The sequence below is a fragment of the Vibrio sp. STUT-A11 genome (assembly GCF_026000435.1).
Taxonomy (GTDB): Bacteria; Pseudomonadota; Gammaproteobacteria; order Enterobacterales; family Vibrionaceae; genus Vibrio.
Map to the genome: position 1 here is coordinate 1,166,825 of NZ_AP026763.1, position 21,061 is coordinate 1,187,885.

The window sequence follows — 21,061 nt, forward strand, 5'->3', positions numbered from 1 at the left end:
CACCCGGAAAGGACAACCAGCTCAGCAGTGAATATATGATTCAACTTTAGCGATGTGCTCACCCGATACGGCGACTTCGTTTGCGTAGATCCAGAGTATTTGGATATTCGTTGCATATCTCCTCTGTTGGTGGTGCCATCGGACGCGACGCCGTTTTGTTCTCATAGAAGCTGCGCAGGGCATTGAACTCTGGCGGTGGGTCAAGTGTCCCCTGAGTAAAGCCATGATCCCAAAAACGGTTTACCCGTCGAGCCTCTGCTTCGTTGCCGTTAACTGGGAAGGTTTCATAGCTTCTTCCTCCCGGGTGGCTGACATGGTAAGTGCAGCCGCCAATCGAGACGCCGTTCCAGGTGTCGATCAAATCGAACACCAACGGAGAGTCTATTCCCAGTGTCGGGTGCAGTGCTGACGGTGGCGCCCACGCTCTATAGCGTACGGCTGCCACGTATTCCCCTTGTCTGCCGGTTGGTTTCAAAGGTACACGACGGCCATTACACGTAAGTACATAGCGGCTTTCCGTCATTCCGCTCAATCGAACCTGCAGACGCTCCACCGACGAGTCGACAAAGCGACTGGTGCCAGTTTGCGTGACTTCCTCTCCGAGCACATGCCAAGGCTCGATTGCCCAGCGTAACTCAATTTCAATACCATCTATCTGTTGCCTGCCGTAATGAGGGAAGCGGAATTCTTCAAATGGCGCAAGCCACTCTAATTTAAATGGGAACCCGTGCTGTTGAAGATCGTCCACCACTTCTTTGATATCCTGCCAGACGTAATAGGGCATCATGAACTTATCGTGCAGGGTCGTTCCCCAACGTATTAAAGGCTTGTGGTAAGGATCTTTCCAAAAGCGTGCGACCAAACAGCGTAGTAATAACGTTTGTACCAATGCCATTCTGGCGTGCGGCGGCATTTCAAAACCACGGAATTCCAGTAGCCCTTGTCTGCCGCTACTGGTGCCAGCCGCATATAACTTATCGATACAGAACTCGGATCGGTGGGTGTTACCCGTCACATCTACGAGAAGGTTTCTCATCAGTCTGTCGGCCAGCCACGGCTGATCGACCAGACCATCCGGGAAGTTCTGGAAGGCGATTTCCATTTCGTACAGGGCTTCATCTCTGCCTTCATCCGGGCGCGGTGCCTGACTTGTTGGGCCAATAAACATGCCGGAGAAGAGGTAAGACAACCCAGGATGGTGTTGCCAGTAATTGACCAGACTGCGCAACAGATCCGGTTTTCTCAATAGGGGACTGTCCGCTGGGGTGAGGCCGCCAAGCGTAATGTGGTTACCACCGCCAGTACCGGTATGACGGCCATCCAGCATAAATTTCTCTGTGCCCAGACGGCACTGATGCGCCTGTTCGTAGAGTATTTCAGTGTTCTCTACCAGCTCCTTCCAGTTTTTGGAAGGGTGAATATTCACCTCGATCACGCCCGGATCGGGTGTGATAAGGAATTTCTGCAAACGGTAATCTTTCGGTGGCTCGTAACCCTCGATGACAACCGGTATGGAGAGCGCGCTTGCCGTCGCTTCTATGTGATAGATGAGTTCGACATAGTGCTCCAGATGGATTACTGGCGGTAAAAACAGATGCAATCTGCCGTCTCTCGGCTCGACACAGATTGAAGTACGGATCACATCAACCGCCTTTTTGCTACTTTCCTTGTCTTTGAGGGGAGGTTGTTGAGATTGCTGGCGTTGCGCGACATTCTCCGTTAACGAATAGACAGGCAATGCCTCTCTGGCTTCGAACGGGTCACGTTCAGGTGGAATTTCCACTTCGCTGACCTGCGGCAGAGAGTCCAGCGGTAGCCGATACCCCATCGGGCTGTCCCCGGGGATAAGCGTGATCACGTCACTTCGCATCGGCCATAGCGAGCTTTGCCAGCCTTGTTCGCCAAATGAAACCGGAAGCACGTAACCGCTGATGCTTTCTAAGCCTCGTCCAAGCAGTTTTGCCAGACGACGTCTTTCCAAATCATCGCTCAGTTTGGCTTTTTTCGGATTTGCCGACTCTGGCAAGGAACGTTCTAGCCAGAGATAGTAAAGCGAGTCTTCATAGGCTGGCTGCAGATATTGGTTTTGGATGCCCAACCGTTCACAAAGCAACTGCCCAAAACGCTCGGCATCCTCAATCGTATGTTGGTAATCTTTGTCCACCCGAGCAAGCAAAGACGGATCGTGCCACAGGGCTTCACCATCGGTACGCCAGAAACAGCCAAGTGCCCATCGAGGTAATTCTTCACCCGGATACCACTTACCTTGACCGTAGTGTAATAGTGCGTGGGTGTTGAACTTGTCCTTCAGTCCAATAAGCAGATCTTTTGCCAGTTTGAGCTTATCCGCTCCCAGAGCTTTGGTATTCCACTGCGCTGAATCCATATCATCAATCGAGACAAAGGTTGGTTCACCACCCATGGTCAGGCGTACGTCCATCTCATCCAGCTGCTCATCCACAGCGCAACCAAGCGCTTTGATGTTTTCCCACTCGTCATCCGTGTAAGGTTTGGTTACGCGCGGGTCTTCATGAATTCGAATCACTGTATTGCTGTATTCAAATTTGCATTCGCACTCATCGGTCGCACCAGTAATCGGTGCGGCTGATATAGGATCAGCGGTACAGGCAAGGGGGATGTGTCCTTCTCCGGCGAACAAGCCACTGGTCGGATCCAGCCCCACCCACCCAGCGCCAGGCAGATAAACTTCGCACCAGGCATGCAGATCAGTAAAGTCTTCTTCTGGGCCAGAAGGGCCGTCTAACGATTTAATATCCGAGGTCAACTGAACCAGATAACCAGAAGCAAAGCGTGCAGCCAGTCCAAGGCTGCGCAGGATCTGAACGAGTAGCCAAGCTGTATCGCGGCAGGAGCCTTTTTTCAGGGTTAACGTTTCCTGACAGGTCTGCACGCCCGGCTCCATACGAATGCCATATTCTATCTGCCCGGACAGTTTGCTGTTTAGCTCTACCAGAAAATCGACAATGCGCTTTTTGCTGCGATCGACATCCACCAGCCACTGATCGAGTTCTTTACTTTCCTCGGCGACAGATAGGTAAGGTGCCAGTTCCTCGCTCAAGAGCGCGTCGTACTTAAACGGATAATTCTCAGCGTACTCTTCGATAAAGAAGTCGAATGGATTAATCACCGTCATATCGGCGATGACTTCTACCTCAAACTTCAGCTCGCGCATCTTTTCCGGGAAGACCAATCTGGCCTGATAGTTACCAAACGGGTCCTGTTGCCAGTTAACAAAGTGCTCTTCCGGCTCTACTTTGAGTGAATAACCGTGAATATGAGTGCGAGAGTGAGGGGCGGGCCTCAGCCTTAAAAGGTGAGGTGATACCTTTACGTCGCGGTCGAATTTATACGAGGTTTTGTGCTGGATAGCTACACGTATGGTCATGCCGCGTCTCCGTGATTAAAGTTAAACCAGGTTTCACAAATTTCCGCCTGAAGGCTGATCAGTGCTAACTGGATATCGTTCAGGTAATTGCTGAACTCCTGACAAATACTTTCGTTGTGCTCGATGCTGTAGGTGGTATCCAGCAGCTGTTCTATGTGTAGGATGATCTCTTCGTGTCGTGGCAGATACATTGCTGCACTCTTGATCTGCTTGAGGCAAAAAGCCTGTGAACGAGGAAAATCTTCGTCGGTAAGTAAGAAGGTTGTGGTATTGACACCATCGATACCACAGCGCATGGTGCGAAGGTAATTTTGATACGCACTTTGGGATTTGAGTACCTTCGGCCAGATAATCTGTTCCAGCAGAACTTCTTCTTCCGGTAATGCTTTTATCTTCAGACTGACGGCGGAATCCAGAATACGCGTATTCATGTCCGCACGTTCGAGATAACGTCCCATAATGATAAAGCTCCAGGCCGCATCCCGGCTCATTGCATTGCTCAACAATCCGATGATTTTTCTGCATCCTTCGAGCACGGTATTTAGATACTCGTATCGATCACCGCGGCTTATGCCTTTTTGTAGGTTCTTGCGGGCATAGATATCCAGCTCATTGATGAGCTCCCACATCTCTTCAGGGACGACATCTCGGGTTGTACGGATATTTTCGCGCACCATCTTAAGGGAAGATAACATTGATCCCGGATGGTCCTCACTTGCAAGTAAAAAGCGTACAACGTTTCTTTCGCTCTTATCTTTATACTTTTTAGTGAATTCAGGCACACTGCCACTTATCTCTATCAGGTTGTACCACGAGATTCGGACATCCTTTGGTAGATCAAATAATAGCTCATCGTAAACACTGATCAGACGGACGATGTTTTCAACTCGTTCCAGGTAACGGGCGCTCCAGAACAGTCGTTCAGCAACTCTTGATAGCATCACTTATCTCCTTGTGTTTTTACGATCCAGGTATCTTTACTGCCACCACCCTGAGAGGAATTCACCACCAGCGAACCTTTTTTCATCGCGACGCGGGTAAGGCCACCCGCAGTAACATAGGTTTTTCTGCTTTGAAGGATAAATGGGCGTAGATCCAAGTGTCTCGGCTCCAGCTTTCCTTTTTCTATAAGTGTCGGCGCGGTGGATAGCTTGAGCGTCGGCTGGGCGATATAGTTGCGAGGGTTGTTCTTAATAAGTTCGGCGAACACGGCCTGTTCTTTTTTGCTGGAATGAGGACCGACTAACATGCCGTAACCGCCAGATTCGTTGGCTGGTTTTACTACCAGTTTCTCTAAGTTTTTCAGCACATATTCGCGGTCATCTTTATCTTCACACAGGAAGGTTTCCACATTAGGCAGAATTGGTTCTTCATCTAGATAGTATTTGATAAGTTGCGGCACATAGGCGTAAACCACTTTGTCATCTGCAACACCAGCGCCTGGTGCGTTAGCTAGCGCAACGTTACCTTGTTTCCATGCACGCATCAGTCCTGGAACACCAAGCATAGAGTCTGGGTCGAATACTTCAGGATCGAGAAACATATCGTCGATGCGGCGATAGATCACATCCACGCGTTCAGGACCGTAGATGGTTTTCATGTAAACGCAGTTATCTTTGCCAACGTAAAGATCCCCGCCTTCGACTAACTCTGCGCCCATTTGCTGAGCAAGGAAAGCGTGTTCAAAATAGGCGGAATTGTAGATACCTGGGGTTAAAACGACGATTTCTGGTCGTTCGATATCTCTTGGTGAAAGTGCTTGTAGCGTATCCAGAAGCTGAGACGGGTAAGAGTCCACTTTTCTGATATTGTCATTTTCAAACAGCTCCGGTAACACCCTTTTCGTTACGGCTCGGTTTTCCAGCATATAAGATACGCCAGAGGGAACGCGGAGGTTATCTTCCAGCACGTAAAACTGTCCGTCGTCGGCTCGCACCAAATCGGTGCCACAAATATGCGCCCAGACACCAAAAGGGGGCGATACGCCGACGCACTCAGGGCGAAAATTTTTTGATTCTTTAATAATATGCGCGGGAATAATGCCGTCTTTTATGCAATTTTGGTCGTGGTAAAGATCGTCGATAAAACGGTTTAATGCGGTAAGGCGCTGCTTTAATCCTTTCTCTGCAGCTTCCCAGTCTTTTGCATCTATTGTTCGGGGAATAATATCGAACGGCCATGCGCGGTCGATGTTGCCTTCTTCGGTGTAGACAGTAAAGCTGATACCCATTTCCTGAATGGTCGCTTCCGCTGCCAGCTTACGCTTATCAAGCTCTTCAGGGGGCAAACTGTCGATATAGCTTAGTAGTCTGCATGAAGAATCTCTGTAGTTGCCTTGGCTGTCGATCAGTTCATCGAAGTACTCTCCACTGTCGTACCCATCGGTTAATTTACTCATAGCGGGGGTCCATCCTCTAGCTTTTGAAACTCATTTCCCGGCCATGCTCCACTTTTACCCCTAGCAGCAACTTTTGATATTCAAAGAAAGCAAACTGGCGCGAGTTGATGTTTCTGTTTTGATTAGTTTTATTCTGTAGCTATTGCATAAGCATGCATTGAACTCAATACAATACTAAGAAGAAAAGCAAATAACAGACCGGAAATTAAAGGGTCATGGAAGATTAATATTGATAAAGTGAGTTTAGTCACTATGAATAAAGGCAGCAGAATCAACTTGCTTATCACTGACATTTTTTAGAACGTGTCACTCGCTTAAGTTTCCAATACAAACATTAAAGTATTGATTGTTTGCTGCTTATCAGTTGCAGCGATTGCCTCGAACGTTTAGATTACCCAAAAGATAATTAGAAGACGTGGTTGAGAGCAGGTTAATGTGGGACAAATTGAATTTAAGAAAGCTAATCCTGATCCTATGTGTGTTCAGTGTCGTTGTCACATTACTTAATGCTTTTTACTCAATTTATCGAGTCCAGCATAATCTGATTATCAGCAATACAATGGAGTCCAACCGTGTTTACGCTGAGAAAATGGCGGAAATGACGGATGCTTTTATTGATTCTGCGATGTCTCAGCTTGAATACAGCGCAAATATGCTCAGCACGAAAATGGATGAGCCCGATGTCTTGGCGCGAGAAGTTGATCGCTTAAAGCGCCAAACCGATTACTTTAACTCAGTTCTCGTCGTTAATTCTGAAGGGGTGATAGTCTCTGTTTCTCCAGAAACGCTGCAAGTCAAAGGCGTGCATCTAAAAAGTAAGCGTTTACTGCAATCTCTGCACGCACAAGCGCCAAAAATTACCGATCCATTTGTCTCTCCGGCAGGGAACTATTTAACCAGTCTTTCCTATCCGATTTTTTCTAAAAATGGCGAGTATCTGGGGTATGTTTCGGGCACCATTTACCTCGAACAAAAGAATATACTGAATACTTTACTGGGACAACATAGCTACAAAGATGGGTCTTATCTATATGTTGTCGACCAAAATCGCACGGTAATTTACCATCCTAACAAACACAGAATAGGGCAGAAAGTCGTCAATAATGATGCGATCAATGCCGTTATTGAAGGTAACAAAGGAAAACAGGACATTGTAAACTCTCTGGGTGTTGAGGTTCTCGCTGGATATGCACCAGTGATACAGTCTGGATGGGGGATTGTTGCCCAGAAGCCTAAAGACATTACGTTATCCGTACTCGATCAACAGATGTGGAATGTGTTTCTCGAGACACTTCCGATTGGCGCATTGACACTGTTACTGATCTGGGTTTCTTCGGTTTTTATATCCAAACCATTGTGGCAGTTGGCGAGTGCTGTAAAGAACTTCGAGAACCATTCTTCGAGTAAGAATGATCTTACACAGATTAAACCTTGGTATTTTGAAGCCAGTTATCTGAAACGTAGTTTTTTGAGTGCAATGAACATTGTTTCTAACACCATTGATCAGCTTCAACTCGACACCTTGACTGATGCGATGACCGGGTTATTAAATCGCCGGGGGTTAGATAAGGCGGTAGAAAACCTCCGTGAGCAAAATACCTCATTTTCTGTACTTGCCCTGGACATTGACTACTTCAAAAAAGTAAATGACAGCTTCGGCCATGATGCGGGAGATGCGTTATTAAAGAGTGTCGCGACTTTGATTCAAGATCAAGCGAGAAAGGGAGATGTCGTGTGTCGTTCTGGTGGAGAAGAGTTCATTGTTTTTCTGACCAAAACCGATCTGGATCAGGCATTTATGGTCGCAGAGCGAGTAAGAAAATCGATTGAGTCACAAGAGTTTGCCAGCGTAGGGCACGTAACGATTTCAGTTGGCGTGTCCCATTGGGATGGAACCAATGAGCCGATTAATGCGGTTCTTAAACATGCTGACGATGCGCTATATCAAGCAAAGCATAATGGTAGGAATCAAACCGCAGTTCAATACTGATTTAAGTCGTCACTGCTGAGTTGTCAGGCGTTATGTCTAAGAGAGTAACAACGTGGGTGCAATGTCCGCAAGGCGCGGACATTGTGTTGCATCAACACTTAGACATGTGTCAATAAGGTTTGTTTTAGTCGATTTCCACTAAGACCGCTAAGCCCAAACCATCCGGATCTGAGTTGGTATTCGCTGAGGCTGTGGTAAAAACCCCCAGACTTGCGGATTCATTAAAATACCCTGTCATACTGAACGTCCCGTCACTATCAGTGACCGAAATCATAGCCGCACCATTTGAAGCAACCGACGTATTTGCAGTCAGGCTTACCGATTCTTTACTGGACTCTAGCGGGACGCCAAAAGAAGGCAAATCGATTGTTGCGATAGCGCCATTCACGGTGGCTGAAGATTCAGAGGTAAAGTCTAACGTAGTCGTAAAGCCTGAATGTGATAGCTCAAATGCTGTATCGCTTAGCATTGCCGAGTTAGTAAAGATGAGGCGATAAGTTCTGCCAGTTAATACCGGGGTTTCTGATGGGAGTTTAACCGCTAAAGTGGTATCAATTTCCATATCTGATCCATCAAGGCCGTCGGCATGATAGAAGACTAAAAAGTTATAATCTGCGTTAACAAAACCATCAACAGAATCTCCATCGACTGAGACAATATCCCCACTGGCAACTGTCACAATACTTAGACCGGGCTCCGCGCCATACTCTTGAGTAGAATAACCGCCGGAGCGAGATACATGCTGCTGAGTTGTCGCAGCAACATCAACCGTGGCATTGCCTGAAAAAGTCAAAACGTTAGTCTCGGTCTCAACTTCAACAAAACCAGTATTGATAAAACGAGAACCGAAGTAAACCCGCCCAAAATCCCCAGTTAGGTCGGGGGACGACATATTGGTAGGTTGATCTGCCATCAGTAATAACCCTCTTCCCACCTCAGTGCCACTTTGACCGTCTGGATCCAGAGCATCGTTTGTCCCATCACCATTGGTATCAATGGTTGCGTAACGTGCACTGTTGTACGTACTCAGGCTAAACGCGACATTACTGTCTTTTACTTTTTGAAATTTTATGATTTGTGGTGGGGAACGCCAGCCCGAATCTCCATCAATTTCTTCTTCGAAATCGGCTTCGATAGTTAAAATCTTGCCAGAATCATAAGTGGCGGCGACGGTTTCATCCTCTTCAGATTCGGTATAATACACGGACTCATAGTAAGCAGATGCATCATTACCATGCACATAGCCCCAAGCCCCTTCATTATCCGTCAACTCGACCTCAACGCTTCCGTCACTCTCACCAGTAAGAGCGACTGAAGAATAAAACATGTCTAAAGCATAGGTTCCGAAGTCACCGTCATGCAAACCTATGGCCATATCTATTAGTCGGTATTCGCCCGAGATTTGAACAGCGGAAGAAGGCGTCGCATTGATAGAAGCAATTTCTTTGTCTACGAATTCTCCAACCTCGTTTTCTAAAGCAGTAAGCATACTCGACATGTCAATCCGACTCGCCAAATCAAACTCTTCGACTTGTCCCTTTAACTTAACCACTGACGAGTTAGTAAGATCGTTTAGTGAGCTACCCGATTGGATAAATTTCCGTAGTACGAACTCTGACATCGGAGATATATCGACGGACTCTTCAACCACTTGGGATCTTAAATCGATATCGTTGTCACCGGATATTCTCACGACTAAATTACCGCCAAGCGAAACGCCTGCTGGCACGGTAATGGTGTAATCGCCCGAGATGGAAGTCGTTGTGGTTGCGATTACGTCACCAACCTGATTACCGTCATTATCGATTCTGATCAGCTCAACCAATGCTCCAGTGACGGGCTGTAAGCCGGTTATGCCCGCATATACAGAAGGGAACACTCCGTTAAATACACTTTCTATAACGGATTGATGCTTAAGCATCGCAACTTCGCCACCGGGAGCGGTGACATTGCCACTTACTTCTTGCGACCTTGCACTTGTATCGCCGTCACTGCCCCCACACGCGGTTAATATTAACGTCAATAAAGCGACGCCATACCTAGACCTTACTATGTTCATAATCCATCTCCATGGTTAGGGAAACACAACAAGCACACGAATATGCAACAGTCGCGTTACAATGCATAATAGTTAAGTAGTATTTTCTATGCAAACTAATGCATTAAAAATGTTCGTATCATGTATGTGAAACGCCCTGAGCACAGGACAAAGCGAGTAGGGAAGCGCTGGGTAGGCTATTGTTTATATAACCTATTAAGTTTGTTCCTCGGTTATGCGAAACGTGCATAGTCTTGGAGAGTTTAAAGGTGGTTAACCATAGGTTTATTTGAATCGACTTTAAATCACCAATTTCTACAAGAAGAAGGATGTAAAAGTGAAAATCGCTATTTTATCAAGGAATAAGAACCTTTACTCCACGCGTAGATTAAAGGAAGCGGGCGAGGCGCGCGGCCACGAAGTAGACATCATAGACACGTTACACTGCTACATGGATATCACCAGCAGTAAACCCGCGGTAAGGTTCAAAGGTGAGCAATTACCGTATTACGACGCGATTATTCCACGAATTGGTGCGAGTATTTCGTTTTACGGCACATCGGTTGTCAGGCAGTTTGAGATGACAGGCAGCTTTAGTGTCAATGAGTCTGTCGCTATCAGCCGTTCACGCGATAAATTACGCTCAATGCAGCTGCTTTCTCGAAAAGGCATTGGGTTGCCGCGGACAGGGTTCGCTAACCGACCAGACAATGTGAAAGACTTAATCAAAAACGTTGGTGGTGCACCATGTGTGATAAAACTTTTGGAGGGCACACAAGGCATTGGGGTTGTGTTAGCGGAAACGGCAAAATCTGCTGAAGCCATCGTTGAAGCATTCATGGGGCTCAAAGCCGATATTCTGATACAAGAATTTATCAAAGAGGCGGGAGGCGCTGATATTCGTTGTTTTGTTATCGGTGAGAGGGTTGTAGCCGCAATGAAAAGGCAAGGTGCTGAGGGTGAGTTCCGTTCAAACCTACATCGAGGCGGCTCTGCCACTTTAGTAAGATTGTCCAAAGAAGAGCGCGCTACTGCTATCGCTGCAGCAAAAGTGATGGGGCTGAAAGTTTGTGGTGTCGATATTCTAAGAGCGGATCGTGGGCCGGTTGTCATGGAAGTGAACTCATCGCCAGGACTCGAAGGGATCGAAACAGCAACGAAAAAAGATGTCGCAGATATGATTTTCCAGTTTATCGAAAAAAACGCCAAACCTTACAGAACGAGAACGTTAGGCAAAGGTTAAGATTAAAAGTGAATGTCTGACTCACTTGCGCCCAGTGACTTGTAATCGAGTGATGTGCTGAAGCGAATATTAGCTCGGGTTATACAACTGCATTGTTATCGCACTCGCATAACAGCTGGAGCGACACTGTCCACAACCATTGCATCGATCCTGATTTATGTGTGGAAGTTCGTCAGGTTGAATAGATATCGCGTTCTGTGGGCAAGCCGAAGCACATTGTTGACACTCCATGCTTAGATAGTTATTACAACTTTGTGAGAATTGCGGGCGTAAGTTGATATCAACAGGAGTGGATGCGTGCAGAGCGTCAGTAGGACAGGCTGTAACGCATTCGCCACATAAGTTGCACTCATTGTAATCGAGATTAAGTTTAGCTAGTTGCGCACTTAGCTCGATAACGCTATTTGGGCACACTTTCTGGCATTCACCGCAGCCATCACAAAGACGAGCAAACAACGCCTCATCAACCGCGTGAGGCGGGCGAGCTACGGGGCGTGGTGTTATCTCTGCTTGCTGAGCCCGTTTGACTGGTTGGCTAAAACGGCTCAGAAAGCCCCGTCGACTATTATCGATGGATTCACTCATCTAGATAGATCTTCTTTTTCACTACGTCAATCTGTTGTTTTTGAACCAAAGCATCGAGCCACTTTATGATGTCTGCTGCCAATAGCTGATAAAACGGGTTTGGTGCTTTGTCTCTGAGTTGCTCAAGGTAGCTTGGGCCCCAAGGCATCAAATGTTCTCCAAGCAGTTCAAATGCAGCTTGTGTGTTGTCTTGTTCCAAAAAGTAGCCACAGGCTAACAACATTAGACCGAATTGATCTTCTGGCTCTCGTTGGCCTGAATCTAATGCAATACCATGCTGTTGTAAGAATAGACGATATTGTGTGTTCGATTCGCCGAACAGCACTTGTTCTTTATCTAAATACACCGATCCCCAGGGTGGCACTGGCATAGTGCCCATTCCTTCAAATAGCACGCTGAAATCACGCTCGAATTGTTCGTCAGTTAAAGCAGTGAGTGCATTCAAGGTTTCTGTTTGTAGAGCATTCTCTGTGACTAAAGAGCGTACCAGTTCAACCGATTCTGCCTTGCCGCGTTTGTGGTAGAACAGTGTTCCTAATATTTTAATCGTATGGATAATCATTTTCATTTCAATAAATTAGCCTAATTAAGTTTTCTCTATTCTTTCACATTTACGTCAAATTTAATCACAAAATTGACAATTTAAAATTAAATTAATATTCACTTTGATTTATATCAATAGTGGTTGTTCTCGTCATTTTAATAGCACGATATCCCCCCTAAAGTGGTATGTGCAAGCAATGTTAAGGCATCCAATTATGACGAAGAATAAACAGCAATCTGACTTGATGAACCTGACTCGTCGCGGGTTCATTAAAGCGAGTTCTGCGGTAGGTAGCGCAGCGGCGTTAGCCAGCGGTATTGCTCTACCCTTTAAAGCTACCCCAGCACGAGCTGAAGAATCAGTGACTAGTGATGAGAAGGTAGTTTGGAGTGCGTGTACGGTAAACTGTGGTTCACGTTGCCCACTGCGAATGCATGTACAAAATGGTGAGATCAAATATGTTGAAACCGACAATACAGGTAGCGATGTATTTGGTGACAGCCCTCAAGTGAGAGCTTGTCTTCGTGGCCGTTCAATGCGTCGCCGAGTCTATAACCCAGACCGATTAAAGTACCCAATGAAACGGGTTGGTAAGCGTGGCGAAGGAAAATTCAAGCGTATCAGTTGGCAAGAAGCTTACGATGAAATCGCTACGAACATGCAACGTCTAATTAAAGAATACGGTAACGACTCAATCTATTTGAACTACGGTACGGGCACGCTTGGTGGGACGGTAACTAAGTCTTGGCCGCCAGCATCAACATTGATTGCGCGGCTGATGAATTTATGCGGTGGCTATTTAAATCACTACGGTGACTACTCCACAGCGCAAATTGCAGAAGGTCTCAGCCATACTTATGGTGGCTGGGCGATGAACAACTCGTTCTCTGATTTAGCCAACGCGAAGCTCAACATTCAATTTGGTAACAACCCGGCTGAGACACGTATGTCTGGTGGTGGTTTGATCCATCACTATGTCGAGAGTAAAAACAAGTCCAACGTTAGAACCATTATTATTGACCCTCGTTACACCGATACCGCTGGCGGGCGTGAAGACCAATGGATTCCAATTCGTCCTTCTACGGATGCGGCATTGGTGGCAGGCTTAGCGCATGTGCTGATCACGGAGAACTATGTCGACCAGGCTTTCCTCGATAAATATTGTATCGGCTACGATGAGAAAACTCTGCCTGCGTCTGCACCCAAAAACAGCGACTACAAGTCATACATTTTAGGCTTGGGTGATGATGGTATAGAAAAAACACCACAATGGGCTGCTAAGATCACAGGGATTCCTGTCGACACCATTATCAAATTGGGTCGAGAAATGGGAGCCAACAAACCATGTGCGATTCACCAAGGCTGGGGTTTGCAACGCACGGCAAACGGTGAACTAGCATCACGCGCCATCGCTATGCTGTCTCTACTGACTGGTTCTGTCGGCGTGTCTGGTGGTTCAACTGGGGCGCGCGAAAGTGATATCAACATTCCATTTGTTCGTTTCCCGACGGTTCCTAACCCAGTAAAAACCTCTATCTCGATGTTCTTGTGGACGGATGCGATTTACCGTCACCATGAAATGACAGATAAAACCGATGGTGTGCGCGGTGCAGAGCGCTTAGCCAATCCGATCAAGATGATCTGGAACTACGCGGGTAACTGCTTGGTTAACCAGCATGCCGAGATCAACAAAACGCATGAAATCTTACAAGACGACAAAGCGTGTGAAATGATCGTGGTGATCGACAATCACATGACGTCTTCCGCTAAGTACGCCGATATTATCCTGCCGGATTTAACCACCTCCGAACAAGATGACTGGGCGATGGACGGTAAAGCGTCGAATGCGCCTTACTTCATCTATGCTCAGAAAGCGATTGAACCTCAGTTCGAAGCGAAAAGTATCTACGAAATGTGCTCAGAGATTGCCAAACGCATGGGAGTAGAAAAAGCGTTTACCGAAGGGCGGACGCAACAAGAGTGGGTTGAGCATTTGTACGCAGAAACGCGCAAGCAAGACCCATCTCTACCAACCTTTGAAGAGATGAAAGAGTTGGGCATTTATAAGCGTCAATATCACCGTGATTACATTGCGTATCAGGACTTCCGTAATGATCCAGAAGCCAACCCGCTTTCAACGCCTAGCGGTAAGATCGAAATCTATTCTGAGACGTTAGCCAATATAGCCAAAGAGTGGACGCTAAAAGAAGACGAAGTGATCCACCCACTGCCTGTCTATGTGGACTCATTTGAAGGTCACAATGACCCAATGACCGCTAAGTACCCACTGCAGCTTACCGGTTTCCACTTTAAAGCTCGTTGTCACTCTACTTATGGCAATGTTGCTTTGCTTAAAGCAGCTGCTCGTCAGGAAGTATGGATTAACCCGATTGATGCCGAGTCACGAGGAATCAAAAACGGTGACATGGTGAGTATCTTTAATGATCGCGGTGAAGTCCGTATACCTGCCAAAGTGACACCACGAATTTTGCCTCATGTTGTCGCGCTGGGTGAGGGTGCTTGGTACGCGCCTGATGGACAAAAAGTCGATCATGCTGGCTCGATTAATGTGTTAACGACCCAACGACCAAGTCCATTAGCGAAGGGTAACCCGCAACACTCCAATCTGGTTGATATCAAGTTGGCGAACAAAGCATAAGGTAGGTAAAGATGAAACAATACGGCTTTTACATAGATTCAAGTAAATGCACAGGTTGTAAAACTTGCCAGCTTGCTTGTAAAGATTATCGAGACTTGGACGTCAAGCGTAACTATCGCCGCGTATATGAATACGCGGGTGGTGGCTTTGTCCAGGATGGAGATACGTGGATTCAAAATGATGTGTTCTCTTACTATTTGTCGATCGCGTGTAACCATTGTTCAAATCCGGCGTGCGTGAAAGTGTGTCCGTCAGGCGCGATGCACAAACGTGAGGAAGATGGGCTGGTTGTGGTTAACGAAGAGGTTTGTATTGGTTGCCAGCACTGCGCCAACGCTTGCCCGTATGGTGCTCCACAATTTAGCCGGGATAAAGGCCATATGACTAAGTGCGATGGTTGCTACGAGCGAGTGGCTGAAGGCAAGCAACCCATGTGCGTTGAATCTTGCCCACTGCGTGCTTTGGAGTTCGGTGAGATTCATATACTGCGAGAGAAATACGGCGTAACCGCTGACGTTGCACCTCTGCCTTCGTCACATCTAACCTTGCCAAACATCGTGATTAAGTTAAACAAAAATGCCAAACCAACCGGTGATACTACAGGTTACTTGGCAAACCCTAAGGAGGTTTAAGATGATTTTCCATGAGTATTCTTTGATCTTCTTTACTGTGCTGGCGCAAACGGCAGTCGGTGGTTATTTACTCGTCAGCGCACGTACGTTAGTGATGGGCTTTGATGAAGAGAAAATTAACAGCTACAAAATACCGATGTTTGCGTTGTGGGTGATCATGGGCTTGGGCTTCCTATTTTCGATAACGCATTTAGGTTCTCCACTACGAGCATTTAACTCATTTAACCAGTTAGGTTCAGCGTGGTTGTCTAACGAAGTGTTCTTTGGCGCAGCATTCTTTGCTGTTGGTGGACTTCAGTGGCTGCTGTCGGTGTTAAAGGTCGGTGGTGGTGCTGTTCAAAAAACGCTGATGATAGGTGCAATGGTGTTGGGCTGTATTTTTATGTACTCGATGGTCAATGTGTACATGATCAATACTGTTCCAACCTGGTTTAATATGTATACACCATTAAGCTTTGTGATGACGATGGTGGTGTGTGGTTTACTGTTATCGCAATTGGTGATTGTTTCCGCAAAGGATAGCCGTTTTTCAGTCGATCGAAATATTATTATGCTCGCCGTCGTTGCAGTTGCAATTAGCCTCGTTGTGACAGTCGGGAAAATGAACCTTATTGGTGATATACAAAGTTCCGTTGTCAAAGCTTCTGAGCTGGTGGACGGACTTGGTGGCTATCTGGGTATACAGGTCGCACTGTTACTCGCTGGTTTACTTATCTGGGTATTACCCATGGTGAACAAGTCGAGTGTTAACCCGATTAACTTAACCGTAGCGCTGGTACTGATCTTAGCCTCTGAACTGGTAGGGCGTGGACTGTTTTACAGCCTACATATGACGGTTGGGTTGTAGTGAGTATCAGCCTCTATATTTAAGTCCTAAAAAGTCCCTCGAAATAAAAATCGAGGGATTTTTTTAGCTTTTGTAATCAGTGACACTTCAGACAGACATTTGGTTTGATTAAAGCTGGAAGAATAAGGGGGCGTCGTTCGCCTCATAAATCATTTTTTACTGGTTAACCTGGGTAAGACTGCTGAGATTATGGAATTGAATTCCTTAATGTCTGTCCTCTACGATGGTTTATCTGAGTTCGCATTTACCCGATAGTTAAGGGTCAAACCTTAGAATTTAAATACAGTATCAGGTCTCAGTATGAATAAACTATTTACCCCTATCCAAGTTGGTCACGCGTTATGTACGAATCGAGTCGCCATGGCTCCAATGACTAGAGCTCGTGTACACAATGCAGATGATGCCGCCGATGAAAATACTGCGATTTACTTTGCTCAGAGAGCGTCAGCCGGTTTGCTGATTACTGAAGGATCGCCGATTTCTAAGCAAGGACAAGGGTTCCTTTATATCCCGGGTATCTATAGCCAAACGCAGGTTGAAGGCTGGAAAGCGACAACAAAAGCCGTGCACGATAGAGGCGGTAAGATATTTATTCAGATCTGGCATGTTGGTCGTATGTCACATACCTCGTTGCAACCTAATGGTGGTACGCCAGTAAGCAGTGTTGATACAAAAGCGAACGGCACTTGCTTTGCTTATGATGAGAATGGTCAAGCTGGCAAAGTTGAGGTTTCTCAAGCTCGCGGCCTTACAATGGATGAAATTCAACAAGTTAAACTGGATTATGTTCAAGCGGCTGAGAATGCGATGGAAGCGGGCTTTGACGGTGTCGAGATCCATGCTGCCAACGGCTACTTGATTGAGCAATTTGTTAATGCGGGTTTGAACACGCGAGATGACCAGTACGGCGGTGAAACGATGGAAAACCGCTTGCGCTTTGCACTTGAAGTCACCGATGCGGTTTGTGATGCCATTGGCGCAGAACATACAGGAATTCGTATTTCACCTTTTGGGCGTTACGGTGATATGCCTGAGTTTAAAGGCGAAGAAGAGACTTGGCTGGAACTTGGCGCAGAGCTGGCAAAACGTGATTTAGCTTATGTGCACTTAAATGACCAAGATCTTCCTCAAGGTGGAACAACCATGCCTTCTGGATTTGTTGAAAAGTTCCGTAATACCTATTCTGGTGTACTAATGATTGCAGGTGCTTTCGACAAAAATAAAGCACAAAGCTATTTAGATAACGAGCTGGTCGACATGGTTGCATTCGGTCGACCATATATTGGTAATCCAGATCTTGTAGAACGCATGCAGAATGATTGGCCGCTAAGTGAAGCTCAACGTGAACATTTCTACGGTGGTGACGAAAAAGGCTATATTGATTACCCGACCTACCAAGAACAAGCCAATATCGCGTAACTTCTGAATGACTCGCTTGAACAATGCCGCTATAAATAGCGGCATTTTTGTAAGCAAAGTCGGCTGGTAAAGTTGAGACCGATTCGTAGACCGCTGAAGATGACCCAGTTTAACTTGAGCTTTAGCCGGACTCGGGTATTATTTTCAGCGTTTCTGTTTTCATTCCACTTTTTATGAGCTTATTGGTTTCACGACATCGCGCGCCGGATAAACAGGCGAAATGGCTCCTGGCTATCATTGGCTGGGTCATTGTCGTGTGCCAGATGCAAAACTCTGGCTTCGTATCGTCATGTTCCATGAATGGCGAACAGACTGAGAGTTCTTACGCCTCCTCAGAAAAAACGCATGATATAGAGGCTAAAAGTGCCAATAAGTGTGAATTATCTGAGAAGCTCATCCAGTTTGCTAAACATCATCTCGGGCTGTTCATTGTCGTTCTGTTTGTCGGTATTACGCTGGCGGCGGTCTGTCGACGTGGTGTATTTGCACAATTAAGGCAATGGACTGAACCAATACCCTATAAACATCGGGTTCATCTTACATTTTGTGTTTTCCGTGAGTGACAAGTGCTTTCCGACCCAAGTGGTCAGCGAACTTCTACACTTGTTTTTAATCAGGAATCACTATGAATGATATGACTAAAATGACTCAAGCGGTGTCGGTGCTCATCATGACGCTGCTGTTAAGTTTGTTTTCTTTCCAGCTTTCCGCTCAGACACCCGATACAGGCTGGTTGACCAACCCTCAACATCCACCAGTGCAAACGCGTTTTGTACTGACCGGCTTACAAGATCCGCAAGAAAAAACGGTCACTGGATATCTGGATGTAAAGCTAACGGGAGATTGGAAAACCTATTGGCGTTCACCGGGTGAAGGTGGCGTTGCCCCATCTATTGACTGGAAAGCGTCGAAAAATTTGAGCAAAGTCGATTGGCTTTGGCCCTACCCACAAAAGTTCGAACTACTGGGCATAGAGACACAGGGTTACAAGGGCGACACTTTATTTCCGATCACGCTGCACATCGAAGACATGACCAAACCCGTTGCTATTGATGCGGTATTAACTTTGTCTTCCTGTTCCACGATTTGTGTTTTGACGGACTATCCAATTCAACTGACGTTTCTGCCTTCAGATTTACAGGTTGATGAAGACGTGATGTTTCGTTATGCACAAGCAGTGAGTCATGTTCCGCAACCTTCGCCATTTATTGAAGTTACGCAGGCAGATTGGGATGCCAATCAATCGACGCTGCAGGTAAAGCTGACAAATACCCAAGGTTGGAATCATCCGCAGGTATTGGTAGATGGTGTTGATGACTCCACGCGAGATTACAGTTTCAAGTTAAAAGGAACTTATTTGGCAGGCAATGTCCTGACGGCTAGTTATAAAGTGAATACCTGGCTGGGAGAAGTTGACCTTAATAACCAGCCGCTGTTTGTTTCAATCAAGGACGATAACTTATTAGCCGAAGAGGTTAGCCAAGCGCAAGCAGCAGCGATCGTGGATGCGTTACCAGATACGTCTTTAACAAGCGTATTTGTTTTAGCTCTGCTTGGTGGTCTGGTTCTTAATATCATGCCTTGTGTTCTCCCTGTGCTTGGGATGAAGCTGAGTAGTATCGTCACTGCTCATGGGGTCGAACGTCGTCAGATTCGCGCACAATTCGTCGCTTCTTCATTCGGTATTTTGACGTCGTTCTGGATCCTGGCAGGTTTTATCACCGTGCTTAAAATGACAGGCAGTGCGATCGGCTGGGGCGTACAGTTCCAGAGTGTTTGGTTTCTTGGCTTGATGGTGCTGGTTACTGGGCTTTTTGGCGCCAATATGCTTGGGCTATTTCAGATTCGCCTTTCATCTGGCACGAATACGTGGCTGGCTTCTAAAGGCAATAACTCCCTTGTTGGGCATTATGTACAAGGTATGTTTGCGACTTTACTTGCGACACCATGTTCCGCGCCATTTCTGGGGACGGCGGTGGCTTTTGCGCTTGGGGCTGATGTGTTTACGTTGTTTGCCGTCTTTACTGCGTTGGCAATCGGTATGGCGTTGCCGTGGATTCTGGTCGCTGTCTTTCCGAGTATTGCGCTTAAATTGCCAAAGCCAGGTAAGTGGATGAATGTGGTTAAAGTTGGATTTGGTGTGATGATGCTGGCAACCAGTATTTGGTTGCTGACCTTGATTGCTAATCACTTACCGATGTTCTGGGTCATTGTTGCTGGCTTATTCGGGTTTATTTTTATCATGGTGAGGGTCAAAATCGTTTACGGCGAAAGAATGCTGGCGATAACGGGCTCCGTATCGCTATTTTTGATTGCTGGCGGGTTACTTCTTGCTAGCGTCACTGCCAGTAAATGGGCAACACCACTTCCACAAGACCTTGCATGGCAGAAGCTGTCGAATACGGCAATTGATTCGCATGTAGCAAACGGGCGGGTTGTATTTGTAGACGTCACTGCAGATTGGTGTATCACTTGTAAAGCCAACAAGATCGGGGTGATCTGGCAAGATCCAGTGTACTCGTTATTGCAAAGTCCAAGTGTCGCGACATTGAAGGGTGACTGGACTCACCCAGAGAGTTCTGTAACGGATTTCCTACGTCTATATGGACGTTACGGCGTCCCTTTTAATATCGTCTATGGTCCAGCAGCACCCCAAGGCATCCCCTTGCCTGTCATTCTTACTGAGGATGTTGTCGTCAGTGCGATCAAACAAGCGAGTGGGGGAAACAGTTAATGAGCTCTAAAAGCCGTCGTAAATCATGGCAACATTGGCTAATCCAACTGCTACAAATTGTGATCATTGTTACCGTCGTTTCAGTTGGCATGGATTGGTACCGCACCAAAGATATACCCAAACAAAACGCGCCAGCGTTGAGCGCGTTCATGAGCAGTGGTCAATATGTTGATGCCATCAAGAAAAGCCACGAAGAACCAGTGGTTGTCTATTTTTGGGCGACATGGTGTCCGGCATGCAAATTTGTTAGCCCAAGTGTGAACTGGATAAGTGGCCACTACTCGGTAATTGGTGTTTCTGGTTCTTCAGGCAATGAGGAGCGGGTGAAACAGTTTATGATGTTTAAGGATTATCGATTCAATAATATCAATGATCCTAAAAGTAAAATTATGCAAGATTGGAAAGTCGTTGTTACCCCCACCATTTATGTTCTAAGAAATGGTGAGATAACCTCTATTACAACGGGTATTTCCACGCCGATGGGAATATTAGCAAGAATTTGGTTAGCCAGTTAATTGCCTAAAATAAATCCGATATTCCAACACTGGAATATCGGATTTTTTAAT

Annotated in this window: 15 protein-coding genes; 9 read left to right on the plus strand and 6 right to left on the minus strand. The window is 46.4% G+C overall.

The genetic code is table 11. The features are described from left to right. Positions 1 to 58: 58 nt before the first annotated feature. From OO774_RS05495 to OO774_RS05505, 3 genes are read right to left on the minus strand one after another with little or no spacing between them, the layout of a single operon-like run. Positions 59 to 3,406: a transglutaminase family protein gene (locus OO774_RS05495; protein ID WP_264905379.1), complete on the minus strand. Its 3,348-nt coding sequence runs from the start codon at positions 3,404 to 3,406 to the stop codon at positions 59 to 61. Continuing rightward, positions 3,403 to 4,347 carry an alpha-E domain-containing protein gene (locus OO774_RS05500; protein ID WP_264905381.1) on the minus strand — a complete coding sequence of 315 codons (945 nt, stop codon included), beginning with the start codon at positions 4,345 to 4,347 and terminating at the stop codon, positions 3,403 to 3,405. The genes OO774_RS05495 and OO774_RS05500 overlap by 4 nt, the downstream gene beginning before the upstream one ends. Continuing rightward, a complete protein-coding gene (locus tag OO774_RS05505; RefSeq protein ID WP_264905383.1) occupies positions 4,347 to 5,804 on the minus strand; it encodes a circularly permuted type 2 ATP-grasp protein in 1,458 nt (485 codons plus the stop codon). The genes OO774_RS05500 and OO774_RS05505 overlap by 1 nt, the downstream gene beginning before the upstream one ends. Positions 5,805 to 6,237: 433 nt before the next feature. On the opposite strand from OO774_RS05505, the gene OO774_RS05510 reads away from it, so the two are divergent. Beyond that, positions 6,238 to 7,794, plus strand: coding sequence for a sensor domain-containing diguanylate cyclase (locus OO774_RS05510; RefSeq protein WP_264905385.1), 1,557 nt, complete (start codon positions 6,238 to 6,240; stop codon positions 7,792 to 7,794). 124 nt (positions 7,795 to 7,918) lie between these two features. On the opposite strand, the gene OO774_RS05515 is transcribed toward OO774_RS05510, so the two are convergent. Next, complete coding sequence (locus tag OO774_RS05515; protein ID WP_264905386.1) at positions 7,919 to 9,853, minus strand: hypothetical protein; 1,935 nt, start codon at positions 9,851 to 9,853, stop codon at positions 7,919 to 7,921. Positions 9,854 to 10,169: 316 nt separating this feature from the next. Here OO774_RS05515 and rimK point away from each other — a divergent pair, with 316 nt between their 5' ends. After that, positions 10,170 to 11,075: a 30S ribosomal protein S6--L-glutamate ligase gene (gene rimK, locus OO774_RS05520; RefSeq protein WP_264905388.1), complete on the plus strand. Its 906-nt coding sequence runs from the start codon at positions 10,170 to 10,172 to the stop codon at positions 11,073 to 11,075. Positions 11,076 to 11,144: 69 nt separating this feature from the next. On the opposite strand, the gene napF is transcribed toward rimK, so the two are convergent. Beyond that, entirely contained in the window at positions 11,145 to 11,660 is a 516-nt protein-coding gene (gene napF / locus OO774_RS05525; protein ID WP_264905390.1) for a ferredoxin-type protein NapF, read from the minus strand. Next, a complete protein-coding gene (locus tag OO774_RS05530) occupies positions 11,653 to 12,222 on the minus strand; it encodes a molecular chaperone (RefSeq protein WP_264905392.1) in 570 nt (189 codons plus the stop codon). Before OO774_RS05530 ends, napF begins: the two co-directional genes overlap by 8 nt. 196 nt (positions 12,223 to 12,418) lie before the next feature. Here OO774_RS05530 and OO774_RS05535 point away from each other — a divergent pair, with 196 nt between their 5' ends. The 7 genes from OO774_RS05535 to OO774_RS05565 all read left to right on the plus strand — a co-directional run bounded on the left by OO774_RS05535 (position 12,419) and on the right by OO774_RS05565 (position 21,010). Then, on the plus strand, positions 12,419 to 14,863 hold the full coding sequence (locus OO774_RS05535; RefSeq protein WP_264905393.1) for a DmsA/YnfE/YnfF family dimethyl sulfoxide reductase: 2,445 nt from the start codon (positions 12,419 to 12,421) through the stop codon (positions 14,861 to 14,863). 11 nt (positions 14,864 to 14,874) lie between these two features. Continuing rightward, a complete protein-coding gene (locus OO774_RS05540) occupies positions 14,875 to 15,495 on the plus strand; it encodes a DMSO/selenate family reductase complex B subunit (RefSeq protein ID WP_264905395.1) in 621 nt (206 codons plus the stop codon). A gap of 1 nt (position 15,496) precedes the next feature. Next, the gene (locus OO774_RS05545; RefSeq protein WP_264905397.1) at positions 15,497 to 16,342 is read left to right on the plus strand and encodes a DmsC/YnfH family molybdoenzyme membrane anchor subunit; all 846 of its coding nucleotides are present in this window, start codon (positions 15,497 to 15,499) and stop codon (positions 16,340 to 16,342) included. A 300-nt stretch (positions 16,343 to 16,642) separates the two neighbouring features. Then, positions 16,643 to 17,761, plus strand: coding sequence for an alkene reductase (locus tag OO774_RS05550; protein WP_264905399.1), 1,119 nt, complete (start codon positions 16,643 to 16,645; stop codon positions 17,759 to 17,761). A gap of 173 nt (positions 17,762 to 17,934) precedes the next feature. Continuing rightward, complete coding sequence (locus OO774_RS05555; protein WP_264905400.1) at positions 17,935 to 18,324, plus strand: hypothetical protein; 390 nt, start codon at positions 17,935 to 17,937, stop codon at positions 18,322 to 18,324. A gap of 62 nt (positions 18,325 to 18,386) precedes the next feature. Beyond that, complete coding sequence (locus tag OO774_RS05560; protein WP_264905401.1) at positions 18,387 to 20,495, plus strand: protein-disulfide reductase DsbD domain-containing protein; 2,109 nt, start codon at positions 18,387 to 18,389, stop codon at positions 20,493 to 20,495. Beyond that, a complete protein-coding gene (locus tag OO774_RS05565) occupies positions 20,495 to 21,010 on the plus strand; it encodes a protein disulfide oxidoreductase (RefSeq protein ID WP_264905402.1) in 516 nt (171 codons plus the stop codon). The genes OO774_RS05560 and OO774_RS05565 overlap by 1 nt, the downstream gene beginning before the upstream one ends. Positions 21,011 to 21,061: the final 51 nt, after the last annotated feature.